This window comes from Humiphilus diazotrophicus (assembly GCF_059726315.1).
Genome location: NZ_AP040869.1, coordinates 375,513 through 393,158 on the forward strand (window position 1 = coordinate 375,513; position 17,646 = coordinate 393,158).

The 17,646-nt window shown below is 50.8% G+C and carries 15 protein-coding genes and 2 pseudogenes; 7 read left to right on the top strand and 10 right to left on the bottom strand.

Going from position 1 to position 17,646, the window contains the following annotated elements:
- Positions 1–732 precede the first annotated feature (732 nt).
- Both AC6I7T_RS01265 and AC6I7T_RS01270 read left to right on the top strand, forming a co-directional pair.
- Positions 733–999 carry a DUF3644 domain-containing protein gene (locus AC6I7T_RS01265; RefSeq protein ID WP_497787966.1) on the top strand — a complete coding sequence of 89 codons (267 nt, stop codon included), beginning with the start codon at positions 733–735 and terminating at the stop codon, positions 997–999.
- Positions 1,000–1,524: 525 nt separating this feature from the next.
- Positions 1,525–2,082: a DUF4879 domain-containing protein gene (locus AC6I7T_RS01270; protein ID WP_497787968.1), complete on the top strand. Its 558-nt coding sequence runs from the start codon at positions 1,525–1,527 to the stop codon at positions 2,080–2,082.
- A gap of 136 nt (positions 2,083–2,218) precedes the next feature.
- On the opposite strand, the gene AC6I7T_RS01275 is transcribed toward AC6I7T_RS01270, so the two are convergent.
- Together AC6I7T_RS01275 and AC6I7T_RS01280 are read right to left on the bottom strand one after the other, a co-directional pair.
- Positions 2,219–3,925: a GNAT family N-acetyltransferase gene (locus AC6I7T_RS01275; RefSeq protein ID WP_497787969.1), complete on the bottom strand. Its 1,707-nt coding sequence runs from the start codon at positions 3,923–3,925 to the stop codon at positions 2,219–2,221.
- 331 nt (positions 3,926–4,256) lie between these two features.
- A complete protein-coding gene (locus AC6I7T_RS01280; RefSeq protein ID WP_497787971.1) occupies positions 4,257–4,553 on the bottom strand; it encodes a hypothetical protein in 297 nt (98 codons plus the stop codon).
- Positions 4,554–4,713: 160 nt separating this feature from the next.
- Between AC6I7T_RS01280 and trhA the strand changes: the two genes are divergently transcribed.
- Together trhA and AC6I7T_RS01290 are read left to right on the top strand one after the other, a co-directional pair.
- Entirely contained in the window at positions 4,714–5,370 is a 657-nt protein-coding gene (gene trhA / locus AC6I7T_RS01285) for a PAQR family membrane homeostasis protein TrhA (RefSeq protein WP_497787972.1), read from the top strand.
- 931 nt (positions 5,371–6,301) lie between these two features.
- A complete protein-coding gene (locus tag AC6I7T_RS01290; protein ID WP_497787974.1) occupies positions 6,302–6,583 on the top strand; it encodes a hypothetical protein in 282 nt (93 codons plus the stop codon).
- 1,172 nt (positions 6,584–7,755) lie between these two features.
- Here the strand turns inward: AC6I7T_RS01290 and AC6I7T_RS01295 are convergent.
- The 7 genes and pseudogenes from AC6I7T_RS01295 to AC6I7T_RS01325 all read right to left on the bottom strand — a co-directional run bounded on the left by AC6I7T_RS01295 (position 7,756) and on the right by AC6I7T_RS01325 (position 15,035).
- Positions 7,756–10,209: an ABC transporter permease gene (locus AC6I7T_RS01295; protein ID WP_497787976.1), complete on the bottom strand. Its 2,454-nt coding sequence runs from the start codon at positions 10,207–10,209 to the stop codon at positions 7,756–7,758.
- A gap of 931 nt (positions 10,210–11,140) precedes the next feature.
- On the bottom strand, positions 11,141–11,566 hold the full coding sequence (locus AC6I7T_RS01300) for a hypothetical protein (RefSeq protein ID WP_497788346.1): 426 nt from the start codon (positions 11,564–11,566) through the stop codon (positions 11,141–11,143).
- A gap of 10 nt (positions 11,567–11,576) precedes the next feature.
- Positions 11,577–11,645: pseudogene (locus AC6I7T_RS01305) on the bottom strand (hypothetical protein); the annotation flags it as partial.
- A 109-nt stretch (positions 11,646–11,754) separates the two neighbouring features.
- A complete protein-coding gene (locus AC6I7T_RS01310; protein ID WP_497787977.1) occupies positions 11,755–12,267 on the bottom strand; it encodes a cytochrome P460 family protein in 513 nt (170 codons plus the stop codon).
- Positions 12,268–12,786: 519 nt separating this feature from the next.
- A complete protein-coding gene (locus AC6I7T_RS01315) occupies positions 12,787–13,455 on the bottom strand; it encodes a cysteine hydrolase family protein (RefSeq protein ID WP_497788335.1) in 669 nt (222 codons plus the stop codon).
- Positions 13,456–13,777: 322 nt separating this feature from the next.
- Positions 13,778–14,082, bottom strand: a pseudogene (locus AC6I7T_RS01320) (DUF1348 family protein); the annotation flags it as partial.
- Between the two features lie 65 nt (positions 14,083–14,147).
- The gene (locus tag AC6I7T_RS01325; RefSeq protein ID WP_497787978.1) at positions 14,148–15,035 is read right to left on the bottom strand and encodes an alpha/beta fold hydrolase; all 888 of its coding nucleotides are present in this window, start codon (positions 15,033–15,035) and stop codon (positions 14,148–14,150) included.
- Between the two features lie 351 nt (positions 15,036–15,386).
- Here AC6I7T_RS01325 and AC6I7T_RS01330 point away from each other — a divergent pair, with 351 nt between their 5' ends.
- Positions 15,387–15,647 carry a XapX domain-containing protein gene (locus AC6I7T_RS01330; RefSeq protein WP_497787979.1) on the top strand — a complete coding sequence of 87 codons (261 nt, stop codon included), beginning with the start codon at positions 15,387–15,389 and terminating at the stop codon, positions 15,645–15,647.
- Between the two features lie 122 nt (positions 15,648–15,769).
- A complete protein-coding gene (locus AC6I7T_RS01335) occupies positions 15,770–16,501 on the top strand; it encodes an SDR family NAD(P)-dependent oxidoreductase (RefSeq protein ID WP_497787980.1) in 732 nt (243 codons plus the stop codon).
- On the opposite strand, the gene AC6I7T_RS01340 is transcribed toward AC6I7T_RS01335, so the two are convergent.
- A complete protein-coding gene (locus AC6I7T_RS01340; RefSeq protein WP_497787982.1) occupies positions 16,498–16,692 on the bottom strand; it encodes a hypothetical protein in 195 nt (64 codons plus the stop codon). The genes AC6I7T_RS01335 and AC6I7T_RS01340 overlap by 4 nt on opposite strands.
- 89 nt (positions 16,693–16,781) lie before the next feature.
- On the opposite strand from AC6I7T_RS01340, the gene AC6I7T_RS01345 reads away from it, so the two are divergent.
- Positions 16,782–17,606, top strand: coding sequence for an alpha/beta fold hydrolase (locus AC6I7T_RS01345; RefSeq protein ID WP_497788337.1), 825 nt, complete (start codon positions 16,782–16,784; stop codon positions 17,604–17,606).
- Positions 17,607–17,646 lie beyond the last annotated feature (40 nt).

Consider the following 17,646-nt stretch of genomic DNA (forward strand, 5'->3'; position numbering starts at 1 on the left):
ACACGTTCATGTTTGCAGATAGGAGGCGCCATACCATTCCCTGCTCCTTTTTAATTACGCTGCAATAACTACTACTCATCCTCGGCCTTCTATGCGGTTTGTTGTTGACCATCCGATTATGCGCCACGGAATTCTGAGTTTATTCGACTTGTTAATGTGGTCGGCTCGGCGTCAGCTGGTCAGGAAGCGCTACGCTCTTTCCTCAACTAGAGATTAGTGTTGCGTTAACTGATATGCGAATGGCAGTAATGGATGGGGAAGTCTTTGTAACGTCGCTACAAAAAATTACACCATCCTGTCCAATACTGATTTCGACGGATCCATGCGCCATTCCCAATGGATTTTGCTCTTGAAGAACGGCGCATTTTCGTTCGGAACCTCTCTCCGATGAGGAGTTCTCCGAACTTGGCTATGCGGCCAAAGGAACCGGCTCATGGAAAACAGCAACTCTTGGAACCGTCAAAGATCAAGACTCTGCCGATGAAGTGTTCCGTTGGGAACCCAGATTTGGCTCGAGCAACGGGAAGAAGTTCCACGACGCTCTCAAGGAACACCAGAGACTAATTTTCCAGGACATTCTTCCGGCCTATCATCTTCCTAGTTCATGGCAGGAGGCTTAAGCACAGCTGCAGTAGCCCCAAGCTTCGAGAAATAGACAGAATGTTTCTTCACTCTTTTCGGACACGAACCTCTTTCAGTAAAAACAAGTGAAGACACAAGGACACAAGTCTTGTGAAGCGTGAAGCAAAATTACTCCTGAATAAAGCATGCGATTCGCTCTTTTTGAGTATGGAATTATTCAACAGACCCCACGACCGAGCAAGAGTTTCGAGTTCTCTAATTCTCCTCGACCATGCTTTCGAAATGTTGATGAAAGCTGCAATCTTGCACAAAGGAGGATGTATCCGTGAAAAACGTGCTAAACAGACAATCGGATTCGACGCTTGCGTTCGCCTGGGACTGTGCGATGTAAAAATCAAGTTCTTGAGGTTGAGGTGAATCAAACAGTCCCAATGAGGCAAGAGAGGCACTGAAGAACGTTGCTCTCCGTTATGGCGCAAACGCGGTATTGAATATGAATAGATTTAAAGTTGATGCAAGACCCTAACGAAGGTGGAAATAGCTAAGCTTTTCCCCTGTAAGGGGGTAATCCTCTGCTGGTGAGAGAAACTAACATCCGATTCCTGCGGAATATTTTTGCTATCGTCTGCTTGATCCAGTGCACTGCCCAGACCGTCATTTCGCTATGTCCTACCGCTTTCATTCGTACTAAATGAACATCAGCAGGCACTGGAACCATATTCCATTGCCACGATAACTTCATCGGATAACTCCGTCGGAGTAGTTATGTTTATTGCTTACTAAAGGTCATAGACTATAGTTACTTGACGTTCGGGTCTGAACGGATACACTTTCAGCCGACATCATCGAGTTGCCGACTTGCGTTTTGTAGTTACTGCCAACAACATATGCAATCTCGTGATTGTTCTATCACCAGTAATTGTGCAGTTGAAAGGAGAAAGTATGAGTTATAAAGGCTTGAAATTTGCGGGTACGACAATGGCTTTACTGCTGTCTACACTTTTTGTACAAGCACAAAATGCAGAACCCTCCACTGAAGCCAGGCTGGCTCCATCCGGAACGCAGGCCGTCTCAACAGCTTCTGGAGCTGTAAGCCAAGCGGAGGAGATCGTTATGCAACCACACGCCCCCGCTCCTCCGATTTCTCAGATCATCATCAATTACGTCTGCTACAGCAACGATACAATCTGCTACAACGTCTATAACCAGCTATCAATTAGCGGTCATGGACCGACTTATTCTGTCGTAGTATTTACCATCGGTTACGGCTACACCCCAGTCGTTACGATAGGCGGAGCGCAACTGCCCGCAAGTGCGGAAATCTCCGACACTCCTGTCTGCGATAACGGTAGCGGAGTGGGACCCTGCTCTGCTGGGCAGACGGTCGTTGGTTTTAGAACGGAATGGCTGACAGGAGGGAGGACTGGCCGCTTCTTCTTTTCACAGCAATCCATAAATGGTGGATCAACCAAGACTGCATCAATCAACCTGTTGGACTAAATTAAAACGAACGACAGCCCCTACACGCTTGGCGCTGTATGGGGCTGCGTACAGCTCAAATGGTACTCATGAATGTAGCTGGAATTAGATTGTTTCTGGCCCTCGATTACCACTCGCCTCAACATCTTTATATGGGCTACATTAGCCCAAATAGCCGCAGCTGATTTACAGTTTCCTGGGCAATTGCCTTGTTGAACAAATCTACAAGATCTACAGCGAATTTCTTTCCGTCAATTTCTGGCTTTAATTCATGTACTATTGCCCCAAGTATGGCGGCTGCTGGCGATGTAATTTCAGGCTTATTATTGAAATAAAAAAGTATTTTGCAGCACCTTTGTAAGATTGCGTTTTCATTCTCTGGCAGAATCTTTATTTGCAGCATTTCCTTTATTCTTTGCCTATCTTTCTTTGAATCGGCAGTACCGTTTTGCATGAGGCGGCCAAGACAGTTTGCGATGAGGCGCGAAGCTCCGGTAACCTCTTTGTACTTCTCCTTAGTTACGGTACCCGGATCTTTAGTCAAGTTCATAAAAGTGAAGGCCGTTTCATTGACAAGCTGAAGGGTGATGACGCAAACTCCGCCGAATACTGTCTGGTTTATGGAAGTATCGGGATTTTGCAGAAGGTATCCGGTTATTTCAATGGATATAACATGTGAGCTTGCCCCTTTCTGGAATATCTGAGTGAATTGATATCTCCCCCAAGCATTGCCTGCCGCGTAATCAACTACATGGTTGGTCAATCCCTTTATGAGTTCTTTTGCCTGATTAAGCTCTTCTTTTGCCAGATCGACATGTTGAGCTTTGGGCAGGATATCGATATCGATGTCCTCAGGAACTTTTGTGGTGGAATAACCAAGCGCGGCAACACTCCCTCCAAGACGCGCGGTTATCCCGTTGCTTCTCAGCAAAGCGACGACGCGTCGGCCAACAGCGGCGTAGAGCAAAGGCAACGGAGTACCTGGATGGGGCCAACTCTTCCCTTCCGGTGCTGCACTCAAGTGCCGCCATGGATTTTTCTCCTCCATTCGCTGGACAACCCCGTTTGGCTTCAGTTGAACGGGTGCAGCGGTACCTCGGATCGGTGCCAGCGGTAGGAGTTGGACGTCACGCCTTGACGCCAAAGGAGGTGGCGGAAGGTGTCGTCCGGGATCAGGTACCTGCCTCACGCGAGCTTGCGGACCAGCATTCGGTGCATACCAGCCTGGAATCCCCTGTATCGGAGGCTGAACCGGGCTCATCCTTGTCGGTAGCACTTCTCTCGCGGGAACCTGCCGGGAAAGAGAGGGCGGCCGCAGGACAAGCGGTTTTTGCTGCACAGCATGCCCAAAAGACATCTGCGGATTACCGCGTGAGGAAATTCCTGATTGCCGGAATCCTGCCTTCTGATACATCGAAACCAACGACTGAGTCGATATACTGCCGGGTCCAGGCCGTACTTCCAGTTCGGCGACGGGGCTACCGTTTCGGCGGCCACTTTCAACTGCTGCTTTCGTCAGCATAGTTCCGAGGCCGCGATGCCGATGTGCTTCGGCAATTCGAAGGTCAGAGATGTAGACCTCTCCTGACTGCCTGTAGTGAACGTCTACAGATCCAATCGGCGTAGGCGACCCCTTCATCTTGACTCGGATTTGTTGCACGTTGCTCCCAATCCAAAGTGCTGGCGTCAACTCATATTCAGCTTTTGATCCGAACGGCACTTTTGCCTGAACAGGATTGGGGACGGGACGGGGAGTCGACGGCAGAGAAGGTGGTGCAATTGAAGTTTTCAGCGCGTGATTGACCTGCTGGCGAGGTTGATTGAGGCGCGGAGCAAGAAGTGGCTTTGCTGGCTGCGCCGACATAATACCTCCTCCGAACAAGCAAAACGTCTCTTATCCCACATTCTCTTCAGAAAAATTCAACAGGGTTCTTCGCCAGGGTTCAGCGGCAACGCATTATATGCTGCGATCACCGTGTGCTGCCAGTGGTAATAGATGCAGCTAAAGAATCTGCCGGCATCAGCCCTCATTCCAGCGTAGCCAAACGAGCAAGAGCGTAAATCTCGGCAGAAGCTACGTTTGAGCGAGACATTCCTCTCTGATACAAACAGCGGATCCGAGACTGGAGGAGAAAGCCCTGGAATGCCTCGCCACGTATGAAAGAAAGCGTGAATTGAGAAACCAGCTTCCTCGCTCAATCCTTGCTCTTAAGAAGGTGGTCGTTGTCGCGAAGGAATGCTTCAATCTCCCCCGTCATCCCAAGAACCTTTGCCCATTGCTCTTTGTAGAGCGTGACAGGAAACCTTCCTAGCCCATATAACGAAACCGCACCCTTTTCACTGACCTTGAGGGTCAATCCACGTACTGGTTTGTTCTTCAGCTGCTCATTTTCCTCAGATGTCTTCTCGACTTTTGCCTTCAACTCTTCCTCTGACATTCCATCTCCCGTATAGCTATCCATAATAGATACTGGAGATTGTACTTTGTGCATCTCCTTCCCAGCAATCGATGTCAAACGAGGCTCAGTTGCCTTTCTGGAGACCACTCAATGCAAAACTGTTGTGATTTATCCTGCAGAACGTGATTGCTGCCGTTGTTCTCTCTTGAATAAACTACTGGTTGTGCTTTGAAGGTAGCGCAACAATAGATACATGATTACCCAAATACCGGCGAGACAGGAACTGGGAGATATTCTCGCGAGTTCGATTTCGCATGGCTTCGGAATTCTCCTCGCCATCGCAGGTGCAGTGGTCCTCGTCTGCGCCTCGACGCGAGGCAATGCTCGTTGTATTGCAAGTTGCAGCATTTACTCCGCTAGCTTGCTGCTGCTCTATATCAGCTCGACACTCTATCATTCCCTCATTCGCACAAAAGCCCGGCACGTGTTGCGCGTGCTCGACCATTCCGCCATCTACCTGCTTATTGCCGCTACGTATACTCCTTTTGCATTGATATCTCTGCATGGCCCTCTCGGATGGTTCGTCTTTGGTTTGATCTGGTTTTTAGCGGTATTAGGGGTGGTCTTTAAGAGTCTGTTCGTCGATCGGTTCGCTGTCGTTTCCGCGCTGATCTATATCGGAATGGGTTGGCTGGCAATACTGATCCTTGGACCATTGGCACGTGCTATCACGTGGCACGGAATCATGTGGCTTGGCGCGGGCGGAGTTGCCTATACCTTAGGAATGCTCTTCTTTGCCAACGACCGGCTGCGCTACTTCCATGCTCTTTGGCATGTCTTCGTCTTGGCTGGAAGTATCCTTCATTACTTCACGATATTCTTCTATGTCGTCCCTAGGAGTGTAAGGTGATTCAAAATAAGGACTTCGAGGCAAATGATAACCAGTCAGGACCCCGCCCACTCTGAAAGAAATTGAAGGTGCACAACGCACAGTTTTTTCCAAGGGGCTGAACCGAAATTTAACAGCACTCTATTCGATCCTTCCGGGACGGTTCCCATTTTAAGCACCTTCTCCAGGCGCTTGTCTTTTGAGCGCCTGGTTCTGTGGAGAACGGGCAATAATCAGATTTGTGGTGTTCGATTGATGCAAATCTATTTGGAAATCAGCGCAGCAGTTCTTTTTTCTGTATTAGCATTTTGGCTATGGTGCTATCAACGCCGTAGATCCTGGTCACTGCCCAAGAATGATGAATCCATGCGGAGGCATGTGAACCTGCATTATTGAGAATAGAGATCGGATGGCACTCTTTACCGACATCGTTCGACATGTACATCGGCACCCTCATTGTCCAACCCGAAATGGTCGGCGAAGACCGACCGACGGATAAAAATGAGAGGAGGAATCACCGCAAATTGCTGTTTGGGGTTGGTTATGTAAAAAACTCCATCCGCTACTTAATACCTCGATTTTTTAAGAGGTTCCTTAATAGAGATAAAAAGGCCACCGTCGTTAAGTCCTCGGATCAAGCCATAACAGGTAAAACTTATCTTAGTACCATAAGCTAAAGCCAAAGACAATAATCTGGGCCCCGTCGCAACATTTACTGTCCAGCATGTCCTGCTGTAAGTACGAACGCATCTAGGAAGCGCGGATGATTTAAAATTTCACTTTAATATTTTCTACGTTTTCTGCCGCTCACCCGGGCAGCTGGAAACCTTCTCGAACTTAGGATGCGCGAATGTGAATATTGATTTCACTGGACATCAGCTTCCGCACCCTATAGAGTCCCGAGGAAAATTTAGAACTGTGCTATTATTTGTGAACTCTGGAGGTGACTGCGGTGCACGTCTTCAGAATTCAGGTCTTTCTCAAAAGTAACCCAGGTACGTTCGGAGCAAGAAAGCTCGATGAGGCACTACTTGGTGTCGGCTTTTTTCGTGTATCGAACCTGGAGGAACTCACCAAGGACGCCACCGACGATTTCTGGCCACATGCAACTTACGAAGGCAGGAGAAATCATTCGTTTCACGACATTGTTCTTGGTGCCATTGAGAGACAGCTATATAGATGCGGATACAAGGACGCAAGTCTGTCCATGATGGAGATGCGAAAGGCCAGCTAGAGGCTTTCTCGGAAAGATGTAGACTAAGTCACAAAGCTTATGCGGCTTTCCGCCCAAAGAAAGCCGCGCTACGCAATATTCAGCAAGTCTATACCTATGCGGGAGATGCTCTAATAGGAACAGCAACTATTTCAATGCCACGCCACGACACAACGTGCATGACGTTGTGTCGTGGCATTGGACGACACTTTCTTAGCTACCGCCCTCTGATCTCCTAATACGTACTGACTTCAGACAATCTTCTATAAAGAAGTGGGTTTACTGATGTAGAAGGCATGTGGCTTCCAGGCGAACCTATAAAGAATTGGACAGTTGGACCAGACTGGGCAGTATTCACAAGGTAGATGGAAACTCTTGAATGACAGAAACAATTGAACTAAGGTATACAGGAAAATGCATACCCATATCTGGATCGGTGTTTCCCTTGCGGCATTCTTGGGCATATTGATATCACTTGGATGGTGGTACTTTCATCATCGATCATGGTCTCGTGTCCACAGGGACGAGACCATGCGACGTCATATCCAGAGAAATTATCTTTAGTCCCAAGAGCGCTATCTTCTCGGAATTGGCCTCCAATTCGCAATTTCTTTTCACCACCTGACTCCTCTGCTTCGATATTCCCACACACCAACAACGGTGTCCTCCGCTGGCAGAGGAAATCAAAGAAAAGTTTGTACCTACTGAAAGAGGGGCTCCATCCTAGAGAAGCTATAAACAGCGGGAATCAACTCTCAACCGGAACTATTTTCATTGAGAAGAATGAAAATATACTCTACTCTAGCCGGTAATGAAAGAGAGAGCTCATGCGAGGGAGCATTTCGATGCCTATCTGAAGCTGGTTGATGCTGTTAATTCCGCCATTGCGGACAGCCCCGATATCACCTCCGCCATACAAACGTTAGAACTTCTCGGAATGAAACTGGAGAGTATTCGTATCACAGTAAATCTAGCGACAACATACTTAGTGTTGTTCGGTTACCTCTACTGAAGTTTTTGAAAAGCCCACCTTAACTCGCTTCGCTCGCGAAAATAGGGCAGATCTTCACCTCCGTAAGAACATCTACTGCATGCGCTTTTGCACACTCCTTCCATCCTTTTATCGGAATGGCCACGCAGATACCAGTTCTCGGTTTGCACCCGAAATCTAAAACGCTCGAGCGGTTGATTAGCTACGAATCTCGAAGCGTATCTATCGGATCCAATCTCGCTGCACGAATGGCGGGTACACAGCAGGCAATCAGTGCAACCGATAGCAGGATCAATGCCACCGATCCGAGTGTGATCGGATCGAAAGGGCGGACTTTGTATAACATCCCGGCAACGACACTTGTTAGCATCGCCGAGATAGCTAATCCAATCACAAGTCCTGCCAGCGCCAACCGCAAGCCGCGCCCCAGAATCAGAAATAACACTGATCTCGGGCGTGCCCCGAGCGCCAATCGCACACCAAGCTCTTTTGTTCGTTGAGCCACGGTATAGGACAATACTGCATACAATCCCAGTGCCGACAATAAAAGAGAGATTCCCGCAAAACAGCTAAGCAACACCGCCTGAAACCGTGGTTGAGCAGCAGACTGCCAAACAAAATCTTCGAGTGTCCGAACCTGAAAGACGGGGATACCACGATCCATGCTGGTCACCTGATCATGCAGCGGCCGAGCCAAGATCAAAGGATCACCGGTAGTTCGAACACAAATCGGCGGCGACACGAGAACCGCCTGCGCGAAGGGCAGGTAATACTGCGCGTCAACGGCAGCGGTTAAGCCTGTACGACGTACATTGCCGACCACCCCGACAATCTCCCTCATAGGCTTCTTCACCACGTTATCTCCGGCAAGCACCGTGATGCGTTTCCCGATCGGATTCTCTCCCGGGAAATAATGCCTTGCAAATTCCTCATTCACCATTATCACCGGCGGAGAATTCGCATCGTCGCGCACCGTAAACGAACGCCCTGCGCGCACAGCGATGCGCAACGTCCTGAAATAGTCTGGCGTCACCACATTCAGCGGTTCGGCCAAGTCATCGTTCGACGGATGTCCTTCGATCGTAAACGTTACAACGGCACTGCTAGTCGAAAGCGGCAACGGCCACCCCGCCGAAGCCGACGTCACGCCCGGCAGAGCGCTGAGTTGCGACAGCAGGCGATCATAAAACTGCGATTGTTGTATCGTCGTATATTGGTTGTCCGGTAGATCGATGCGAGCCGTCAGTACATGTTCGGGATCGAAGCCTGGATCCACCCGTAACACCTCGACGAAGCTCCTCATTAATAAGCCAGAGATCACCAGTAGAACCATTCCCATGGCAGTCTGGGCCACGATCAATATGCTATGAATCCTCCCCTGATGCCGCCCTCCGGCTACGCTCCTGCTTCCCTGTCGCAGCACCATCTGCGGATCGGCACGCGACATGCGGAACGCTGGAAGTACCCCAAACAGTAGTCCAGTCAAAACCGATACCAGCAATCCGAAAAGAATCACATGGGAATTGATCGAGATCTCAGTGACTCGCGGCAAATTATGCGGAATAAAACGCATCACCCCACGAATGATCGCAAAGTTGAACAAGATGCTTAACACACCAGCGCCTGCAGACAACACCAATGACTCGACTAATACCTGTCGAATGATCTGAGCCGGTCTGGCCCCTAGAGCAGCTCGCAATGCGATTTCGGATTCACGGCGCGAACTATCAGCAACATATAATCCCGCCACGTTCGCGCAGGCAATAACCAGCAACAACATAACCGCGGCGAACAAAACCCGCAATGCCGGTTTGGCATCGCCAACAAGGTGTTCCAATTCCGGCTCCACAATCGCCGCCACATGCGAACTGTTCGTCGCTGGATAAGCAGCAGACAGTCGGTTTACCGTCACATTCAGCTCCGATTTTGCTTCACTTAACGAAGCCCCGGGCTTTAACCGACCTATCACATCCAGCTGATCAACACCCCGCTTAGAGGTCACAGGTCTTTCCCCAACAGCATCTTCACCCCAATTTGTCCAGAGCTCAGGCGCAGGATTCCGAATCGGAAAGACGAATCCACGCGGCATTATCCCGATGACGGTGTACGAATCACCAGACAGACTCACCGTCTTCCCTATCACATCCGGCGCACTGGAGAATTGTGATCGCCACAACTCATTACTCAGTACTACGGTCCGTGCTCCCTGCCGGTCATCGCTCTCGACAAATCCTCGCCCCAGAACTGGATGTATACCGAGTACCCTAAAGAAATCCGACGACACGACTTCTCCAGGCAGATGTCTGGCATCGCCGGTGCCTCTCAGCGTGAAATTGGCATTGCGATAACTTGCCATCGCACTGAAGGAATGGGCTTGCGCTCGCCAATCGAAGAAATCGGGGTAGCTCAGTGACTCCAGAACTCCGGAGTTCCCATGAGCTGCCGACTGCGGGGGACGGTCCATTTGCTGCAGTGCCACCAGCCGGTCTGGCTCGGGAAACGGCAATGGCCGCAAAACTACCGTGTCGACAATACTGAAGATAGCTGTTGTGGCACCAATCGCCAGCGCCAGAGTCAAAATCGTAGTGAGGCTAAAGGCAACGTTCTTGCATAGCTGCCGAACGGCAATACGCATATCGTAATTTATGGCAAGCATAATATGTTAAGTAATATCTTGCTACTGTTTTTACCGACCCAGTTTCAGGGAAGGCCACAACTTCCAACGTCCATCTCGATAGACCGCCATAATATCAGGCAATTGATAGTGAGTACAGCCGCTATAACTACCAATTACAAGTTATAAATAGAAATACTCTTCTCGCGAAAAAACAAGCTCTGCAGAAGAGGGCAAAGCCTGCGATAACCAGCCCCCGCATCAGCAATCGACCATAGATCTTCTTAGTGCCTGGATATAAGTTCTCAAAAAAACATCGAAAAGGCGGCAAATACGCGCGTTGCATATGCGGAAAATCTAGCGATCCACTTTAGCGGGGAGGCTTCGGAATCGACATCCCTGCGGAAGTAGATCTTCAACCTGGGGCCGTCAAGCTCCCTTTCGTCACAACATGGCCCTCGTTCTCCCCTCAAAAACCATAGAGGCGGCATCATGATGCAAGATCGACATACTCCGATGCAAAAATGCATGGTCGACGTCCACAGATTACATGAACTGTGATCCCCTTAAAGCCTGCTGGCGCGAAAAGCGAAGGGGATCCGGTCTCCATGAAGACAAACTGCCATTCCGAGCGGCCGCATAAAGGAGCTTCTGAAAAATATCGAGTTATTAAGTCGGGAGGCGGAATTTTTAACTTAGCGGTTCAAAAGTAGTATTTTTTAGATGATTCCCCTTTTCGTTTTTATCCTTGGGAGGCACGTAAAACCTCCCAAGGACCCACACTACACCCCTTGAGGGGCAAGCCGCTGGTTGCTCTTTGCCAACCGTTTACGGTTCTGATAAAGACTGACCAGCGCAAAGGCGGCACACAATCACTCGTGGTTCTTCTTTAAGCCGCGATAGCAAACTTTCACGTATGCACAGCACACAGTACTATGCATTGGGCAGCGGTACCCTTCATGCAAGGGTTCACTCAGGCCAGGAGCAACAGATCCTCAAGACCGAGCTGAGCAAGAAAAGCTCTCCGCTTCTCATCAATGAGGTGATCGATCTCGTCAAGCCCCTTGTTCTGCGGATCGACATGCACTCGCGATGGACGCTTACCTCTCTCCAGCAAGAGAAGTCCGCACACTGCTCTACCTACTGCGGCCACACCAAACGACCCCCCATTGGCGGCATCGATCTCTCTCAGCCGAGAGGGTAGTAGCTCTTGTATCTGAGAAAGCGAGCCATATTGACTGGTAACAGCGGGCGAGTCAGGCGGGTTCGCATGAGCGAAATGCTCTGTGCCGTCCGGAAAGGCGCCTGGAACAACCACGACACTCTCGACTCCGAATGGTCGCAGTTCCCGGAGCCATCGCTTCGGCCAGAGCTTCGCCTGCTGCTTTGCTGGCGACATAGGGCGCTAAAAAGGGCTCCGGTAAGCGCGCCGTTGTCGAGCCGATGTAGATGACGAGCCCTTCTTTTTGCCGGCGCATAACAGGCAACTCCGGAGCCTCGGCAAACAGGCACCGACGACCAGTCTTTCCTGTGTCAAAGGGCCTAGATTCGAGGCAAAATCATCGAAGTGCGAAGATCTTCTCTACGTCACGGGATGTATGTAGAGAAGGTGTAATCCTGATCCTTACGGGGTATGTGACAGGTGAAGCAAGCCTTAATGGCATGAGCGGTATCGGGAACGAGTGGTTTCGTGCGGTCGCCTCCGGCCCAAACCTGGAATCCCCATCCGCCCGTTGTTGGAAACTTCTTTGCATCTTTAACCATCACCGTTACTGCCTTCTTGCGACCTTCAACGTACGACCCGTCCTTCACCGAGAAATCATGAACGTCATCCGCGAACATCGTTCCGTCGGGATACGGAAGCGGGCCGCCGCGTTTCAGGGTCGAAAGTCCTTTGGCGTTCACGTAGATAATGTGCATTCCCCCAATCTGGCTGAAGATCGGGCTGTCTTTCTCCACTACCATCGAGTTCACTGCAAACCAATCCCGGAACTCGCTCGGGAAGCTAATCTCGTCGGCCCTGGGCTCCGCACAGATTGTGGCCAGCAATAACAATGCTGCGATGGATGCCAAAATATGTCTGTACTTTAGTTGATCCATAAGACCTCCGGAGCTAACGGGTGACTTGAGCAATACGATCGTATCCCGACAAAAAGCTAGTGCCTATCACGTGCTCCCATTATTCTGTGCGGCTCATTGCGGTCTACGTTGATTCACTCTTACTAATACGGCCCTGTACCGAGCGCAGAGCAGTGCTACCGCTAGACAACGACCGTACCTACCCAGTGACCATCTCCAGAAAGCGAGGCTTCATCGCCGGATGAGATTGTGGCTGCGCATGCGCTACTGAATATGGAGCCGCGTCGGGACCATCCGGACAGGAGATGCAGACCCCAGGAAAAAGCCAAGCAAACAGTCACCAAAGAACCCAATCATCAGGAAAGCGACATATCTGGTCTGGAGGCGCGATCACGTGCTTCTATCGTCGGATGCGTGATTCCGAATGCATCAATGAATATGAGTGCCAAGTAGCACAACGGTTTCATTTAGCACTCGGCAATTTCTCTTGTGCAGTGGGTTGTTCTCTGCGGACTAGGTCGACGTCCCAGCCATCACTATCTACCGCGAACCTCGCTCCATCGTTTTGACGGCGTCGTCAGTTGTAAGAACCGCGTGCGCGAGGTACGCGTAGTTAATCAGCGCCGCTGTGTAGCCGTATCCCCACTCGGGGTGCTTCGGCGCCGCGGTAGCATCTTTCACGACGGCTACCTCGAACCCCTGCTCAAGGAGCTCCCGCAGGTGAGATTCGACGCACATGTTTGCCAGCATTCCGCCGAGAATGACTTTGCTGATTCTGCGTTTGCGTAGTTGCAGAACCAAGTCATTCGTTTCCGGCCCCCAGACTCGATGCGGCGAAACCACGATAGTCTTGCCGTCTTCAATGTAAGGCTTGTAGCGCTCCAACCAGTCCGCGCCCGACCCTCTGAAACCATCGAGAGTCAATCTGCCCTTGCGACCGAACAAGCCAGAGTTTGCCTCGTCCTTTTCGAGGGGACCGTTAAACTTCCATCCTTTGTCTACAGGAAAGAAATAGTGGGGGGAAATGAACACTTCGAACCCCAGCACCTTAGCGGCCTTGAAAATACGCTCAATGTTCTCAACTGTGTTGATTTCCTTGAGGCTTTCATGTAGGAGTGGCCAAGCGAGGCCCTTTTCACTCAGTACGTCATTTTGAGGATCGATGATTACGACAGCCGTGTCGGCCTTATCCAATTTCAAAGAGGGCATCGACTCTGCCGAGGCCGACTCGCTCTCGCCGGCCTCAGCAGCGAGATTCTGTGAAATGAATAGCGCGGCAGCTGCAGATGCACTTGCGGCTGTGAGAAAGCGCCGACGAGAAGTATTGAGAGTATCGTTGATTTCCATATCACTCCTTACAGTGCTCTGATCCGATGTAACCAGACAAGGTGAGACCGATGCGGCTCCCACATAAACAACGTGATCGTATCCCGAACTTACTGATCCGCCTATCACGTGTTTCTATTAGCGGTGGTTATTCGACATGAATGCTGAAGACGAGTGTGGTTTCCTTAAAATAAGCTGCTTGGCCCAGACCCTGATCATCGAATTCACAATTCTCGTTCCCATAGGCTCAATACCCAGCTGCCAGAATCATCGTGGTATTTCATACGCGAATCGAACGGCGATTCGATTCTCTCGGAGTACCCACAACTCCTTGATCAGTCGATAGTCCAGCTCCCGGCTCCACTTCCGCGAAAGGAAAGCGCCAATCTGCGCTCTGCCGATAAGGAATTCATCCCGATTTCGCCACTTGGAATTGATCATGTAGGCAAGAGACACCTTTTCAGGATCACGTGTGTTCCAGCCATTTTCTGCCAGACGCACTTTCTGGATTGCAGCGCCGTCCTGCTAAATGTCGCCGGCGGAACGTGAATAGTCACTCTCCGCCGGCATAGGCATCATTTGTGGTGAAAGAAGCGTTCGATCCGTGAGGCGATTTCCTCGCCGTGAGTCTCGAGGGCAAAATGCCCAGTGTCGAGTAGATGTGTCTCAACGTTGGGGAGATCCCGTTTGTATGGGATTGCGCCCTCAGGCGGAAAAATGAAGTCGTTCTTCCCCCAAACAATCAACATTGGCGGTTGATACTTACGAAAGAAGTCCTGGAACTGTGGATATAGAGGCACGTTGGTCCGGTAGTCGTAGAGCATGTCCAACTGGATGTCGCCGTTGCCGGGACGGTCCATCAGTGCCTGATCAAGGGTCCAAGTCGTGGGATCAAGTCGAGTCACCTCACTCACTCCGTTCTGGTATTGCCATTTTGTAGCTTCGGCTGCCGTCAAGAAATTGAGTGCGGCCCGATTCTCGGCAGAAGCGTCTGACCAATATTTCTTGATGGGGTCCCAAAACTTGAGCAGTCCCTCGTCGTACGCGTTACCATTCTGAACAACGAGCCCCTTGATCCGCTCCGGATGGCGAAGAGCAAGCCTGTATCCGATAGGCGCGCCGTAGTCCATCACGTAAAGCGAATACGCCCTAAGGTCGAGTTTTGCAAGCAATTGCTCTACGATTGTCGTCATGTTCTCGAATGTGTAGGAGAAGTCCTTGCGGTCCGGCATGCTACTGAAACCATATCCGGGGTAATCGGGTGCGATGACGCGAAATGATCCTGCGAGTCGGGGAATTAGGTTGCGAAACATATTCGATGAAGTCGGAAAACCGTGCAAAAGGAGCAGGACAGGTGCAGTCTTTGAACCTGCCTCACGATAGAAAACATCAACATTTCCGATGCGGGTTATGTTGTAGTGTACGGTCGTAGTCAACTCAGGTAAAACGGCAGCGGTAGTCATGGAGAGTTCCTTATGAGAAGTTTTGGGAAAGCAGAATTCCCATTTAGTCCCGATAATAGCCACCGCAGAATATCTTGACTATTACGTCTTTCCATTACCCTGTCTGATAGGCATTTGAAGATCGTCCTTCACGAGCTGACACAATCAATCACCGAACCCAAAATGTTCTTGACCGAGCGCAAAAGGCGTAGCTAATGGAAACACGTGATTGCTACAGATTTTAATTCCCGCTAACGTGACGCATGAAGTAAGCAGCTTGGGATTAGAGGCGGGCCGCGCAAAAGACAATGTGGCACACCGCTTTCGCACTCAGCATGCTTTTCAACTCCTTGAGAATTATTGGAGGAATTCATGAAGTTTCTGATCGGCGTTGTGGTCAGTTTTGTCGTCGGTGTGGGCTGTCGATACTTCGATATACCAGTTCCGAGTCCGCCAGTGATTCCAGGTGCACTGTTGGTGCTTGCGATGACGATTGGCTATTCATCGACGAATGTGCTCCTCAATCGCAAGGGAAGCCTGGCAACAACCACACACCTTTGTGGCGGTTCAACTGGCGCAACGGTGGTTAGCGAGAAGGCACTTCTCCATCACTCGTCTCCTGCCTGCGAGTGATAGAGAAGTGCCTTAATAGAAAAGCGTGATAGACGCCACGGTCGTGATCTCACTACTCTCCGGTAATTAGTAGAACGTCGAGATAGAATTCACCGGCATTCACGATCAAGGAGGGAGCATCTATGAGCAAGCTGCAAGGGAAGGTCGCCGTGATTACAGCTGCCACTTCAGGAATGGCTTTGGCCACAGCAAAGCTGTTCGTGGAAGAAGGTGCGTATGTATTTCTCACGGGCCGCCGGAAGGAAATGCTCGAAGAAGCAGTGAGAGCGATTGGTAGGAATGTGATGGGCGTGCAAGGTGATGCCTCGAATCTGGATGACTTGGACCGTTTGTACGAGACCGTCCAGAGGGAACAGGGGGAGATCGACATTCTGTTCGCAAGCGCCGGCTTCGGCGAATTCGCAAAAATTGGAGAGATCACAGTACAACATTTCGACAAGACGTTCGACTTGAATGTACGCGGCACGCTCTTCACGGTACAAAAAGCCCTGCCCTTGTTCAACGATGGCGGATCGATCATCTTGAATGGATCCATAACCGGCATCAAAGGATATCCGGTCTTTAGCGTGTACTCGGCAAGCAAAGCTGCAGTTCGCTCATTTGCTCGCACATGGCTCGTGGACCTCAAAGATCGGAACATCCGCGTTAACGTGATAAGTCCGGGACCTATTGACACGCCGGCATTGGACCCCCTGGGGCAAGACGCGAAAGACAGCTTCAAGGCTTCGATTCCCCGCGGCGAGATGGGACGACCTGAAGAGATTGCGACTGCGGCCCTTTTCCTTGCGTCTTCCGATTCAAGCTTTGTAAATGGGATCGAGCTGTTCGTGGATGGCGGAACCAGTCAAATTTAGTAGCCAAGACGGACGGCAATTGGCAATTGAAAGAAGAACGCGGCGATGCGCCAGAAATAGTAAGGAGTGAGATGGAATTCAACAAAGGCGATACAGAGGGTAGGAGGATCGGCGAATCTGCTCGTGCCATGGTCGGAACTACGGACCTGCACGACGTGCCATGATTCTGGGCGGCGCGGCTTCGGTGGCACTTATGGCTGCTTCGCCGATCACATCGGCGCTCGAATCAAACCCCGCGAGCGTTCCCCGTTCGCCCAACTTTGCTCAAGGAGAAGAGAAGATGGACATGATCACTACGAAAGAGGGAGTGCAAATATATTACAAGGACTGGGGCACAGGTCAGCCCATCGTGTTCAGCCATGGCTGGCCGCTTTCCGCCGATGAGTGGGATGCTCAGTTGCTCTTCTTCCTGAATCACGGGTATCGAGTCATAGCCCACGACCGTCGCGGCCACGGGCGGTCCACTCAGACAGGCGATGGGCACGATATGGATCATTACGCCGATGATCTTGCAACGTTGACCTCACATCTTGATCTGAAGGACGCCATACATGTCGGCCATTCGACGGGTGGCGGTGAAGTTACGCATTACCTGGCACGACACGGGGAAAGCCGCGTGGCGAAGGCGGCGCTTATCAGCGCAGTGCCGCCGCTGATGGTAAGGACGGCGGCCAATCCCGGTGGACTTCCCAAAGATGTCTTCGACGGATTTCAGGCCCAGCTCGCCGCCAATCGATCGCAATTCTATCTAGACGTGGCGTCCGGTCCCTTCTATGGTTTCAATCGACCGGGAGTGAAACCCTCCGAAGCCGCCATCCGGAACTGGTGGCGACAGGGCATGATGGGCGGTGCCAAGGCGCACTATGATGGCATTGTCGCCTTTTCACAGACCGACTTCACAGAAGACCTCAAGAAGATCACCGTTCCGGTGTTGGTGATGCACAGTGAGGATGATCAGATCGTTCCTTACGCGGACGCTGGGCCATTGTCGGCAAAGCTGCTAAAGAACGGGACGCTCAAGACCTACAAGAACTTCCCACACGGCATGCCAACCACACATGCTGAGACCATTAACACCGACCTGCTCGCATTCATTAAGGGCTAGGGACGAGGCTCGGGAGGGTTGCAGCAGTCCCTTCCCGATT

What these genes read in the sequence shown, in the direction of transcription:
- AC6I7T_RS01310 (WP_497787977.1), bottom strand. Translation starts at nt 12,267, where the DNA reads ATGGATCAACTAAAGTACAGACATATTTTGGCATCCATCGCAGCATTG.
- AC6I7T_RS01335 (WP_497787980.1), top strand. Translation starts at nt 15,770, where the DNA reads ATGAGCAAGCTGCAAGGGAAGGTCGCCGTGATTACAGCTGCCACTTCA.
- trhA (WP_497787972.1), top strand. Translation starts at nt 4,714, where the DNA reads ATGATTACCCAAATACCGGCGAGACAGGAACTGGGAGATATTCTCGCG.
- AC6I7T_RS01270 (WP_497787968.1), top strand. Translation starts at nt 1,525, where the DNA reads ATGAGTTATAAAGGCTTGAAATTTGCGGGTACGACAATGGCTTTACTG.
- AC6I7T_RS01295 (WP_497787976.1), bottom strand. Translation starts at nt 10,209, where the DNA reads ATGCTTGCCATAAATTACGATATGCGTATTGCCGTTCGGCAGCTATGC.
- AC6I7T_RS01280 (WP_497787971.1), bottom strand. Translation starts at nt 4,553, where the DNA reads ATGCACAAAGTACAATCTCCAGTATCTATTATGGATAGCTATACGGGA.
- AC6I7T_RS01330 (WP_497787979.1), top strand. Translation starts at nt 15,387, where the DNA reads ATGAAGTTTCTGATCGGCGTTGTGGTCAGTTTTGTCGTCGGTGTGGGC.
- AC6I7T_RS01345 (WP_497788337.1), top strand. Translation starts at nt 16,782, where the DNA reads ATGGACATGATCACTACGAAAGAGGGAGTGCAAATATATTACAAGGAC.
- AC6I7T_RS01275 (WP_497787969.1), bottom strand. Translation starts at nt 3,925, where the DNA reads ATGTCGGCGCAGCCAGCAAAGCCACTTCTTGCTCCGCGCCTCAATCAA.
- AC6I7T_RS01315 (WP_497788335.1), bottom strand. Translation starts at nt 13,455, where the DNA reads ATGCCCTCTTTGAAATTGGATAAGGCCGACACGGCTGTCGTAATCATC.
- AC6I7T_RS01300 (WP_497788346.1), bottom strand. Translation starts at nt 11,566, where the DNA reads ATGTCGCCAGCAAAGCAGCAGGCGAAGCTCTGGCCGAAGCGATGGCTC.
- AC6I7T_RS01325 (WP_497787978.1), bottom strand. Translation starts at nt 15,035, where the DNA reads ATGACTACCGCTGCCGTTTTACCTGAGTTGACTACGACCGTACACTAC.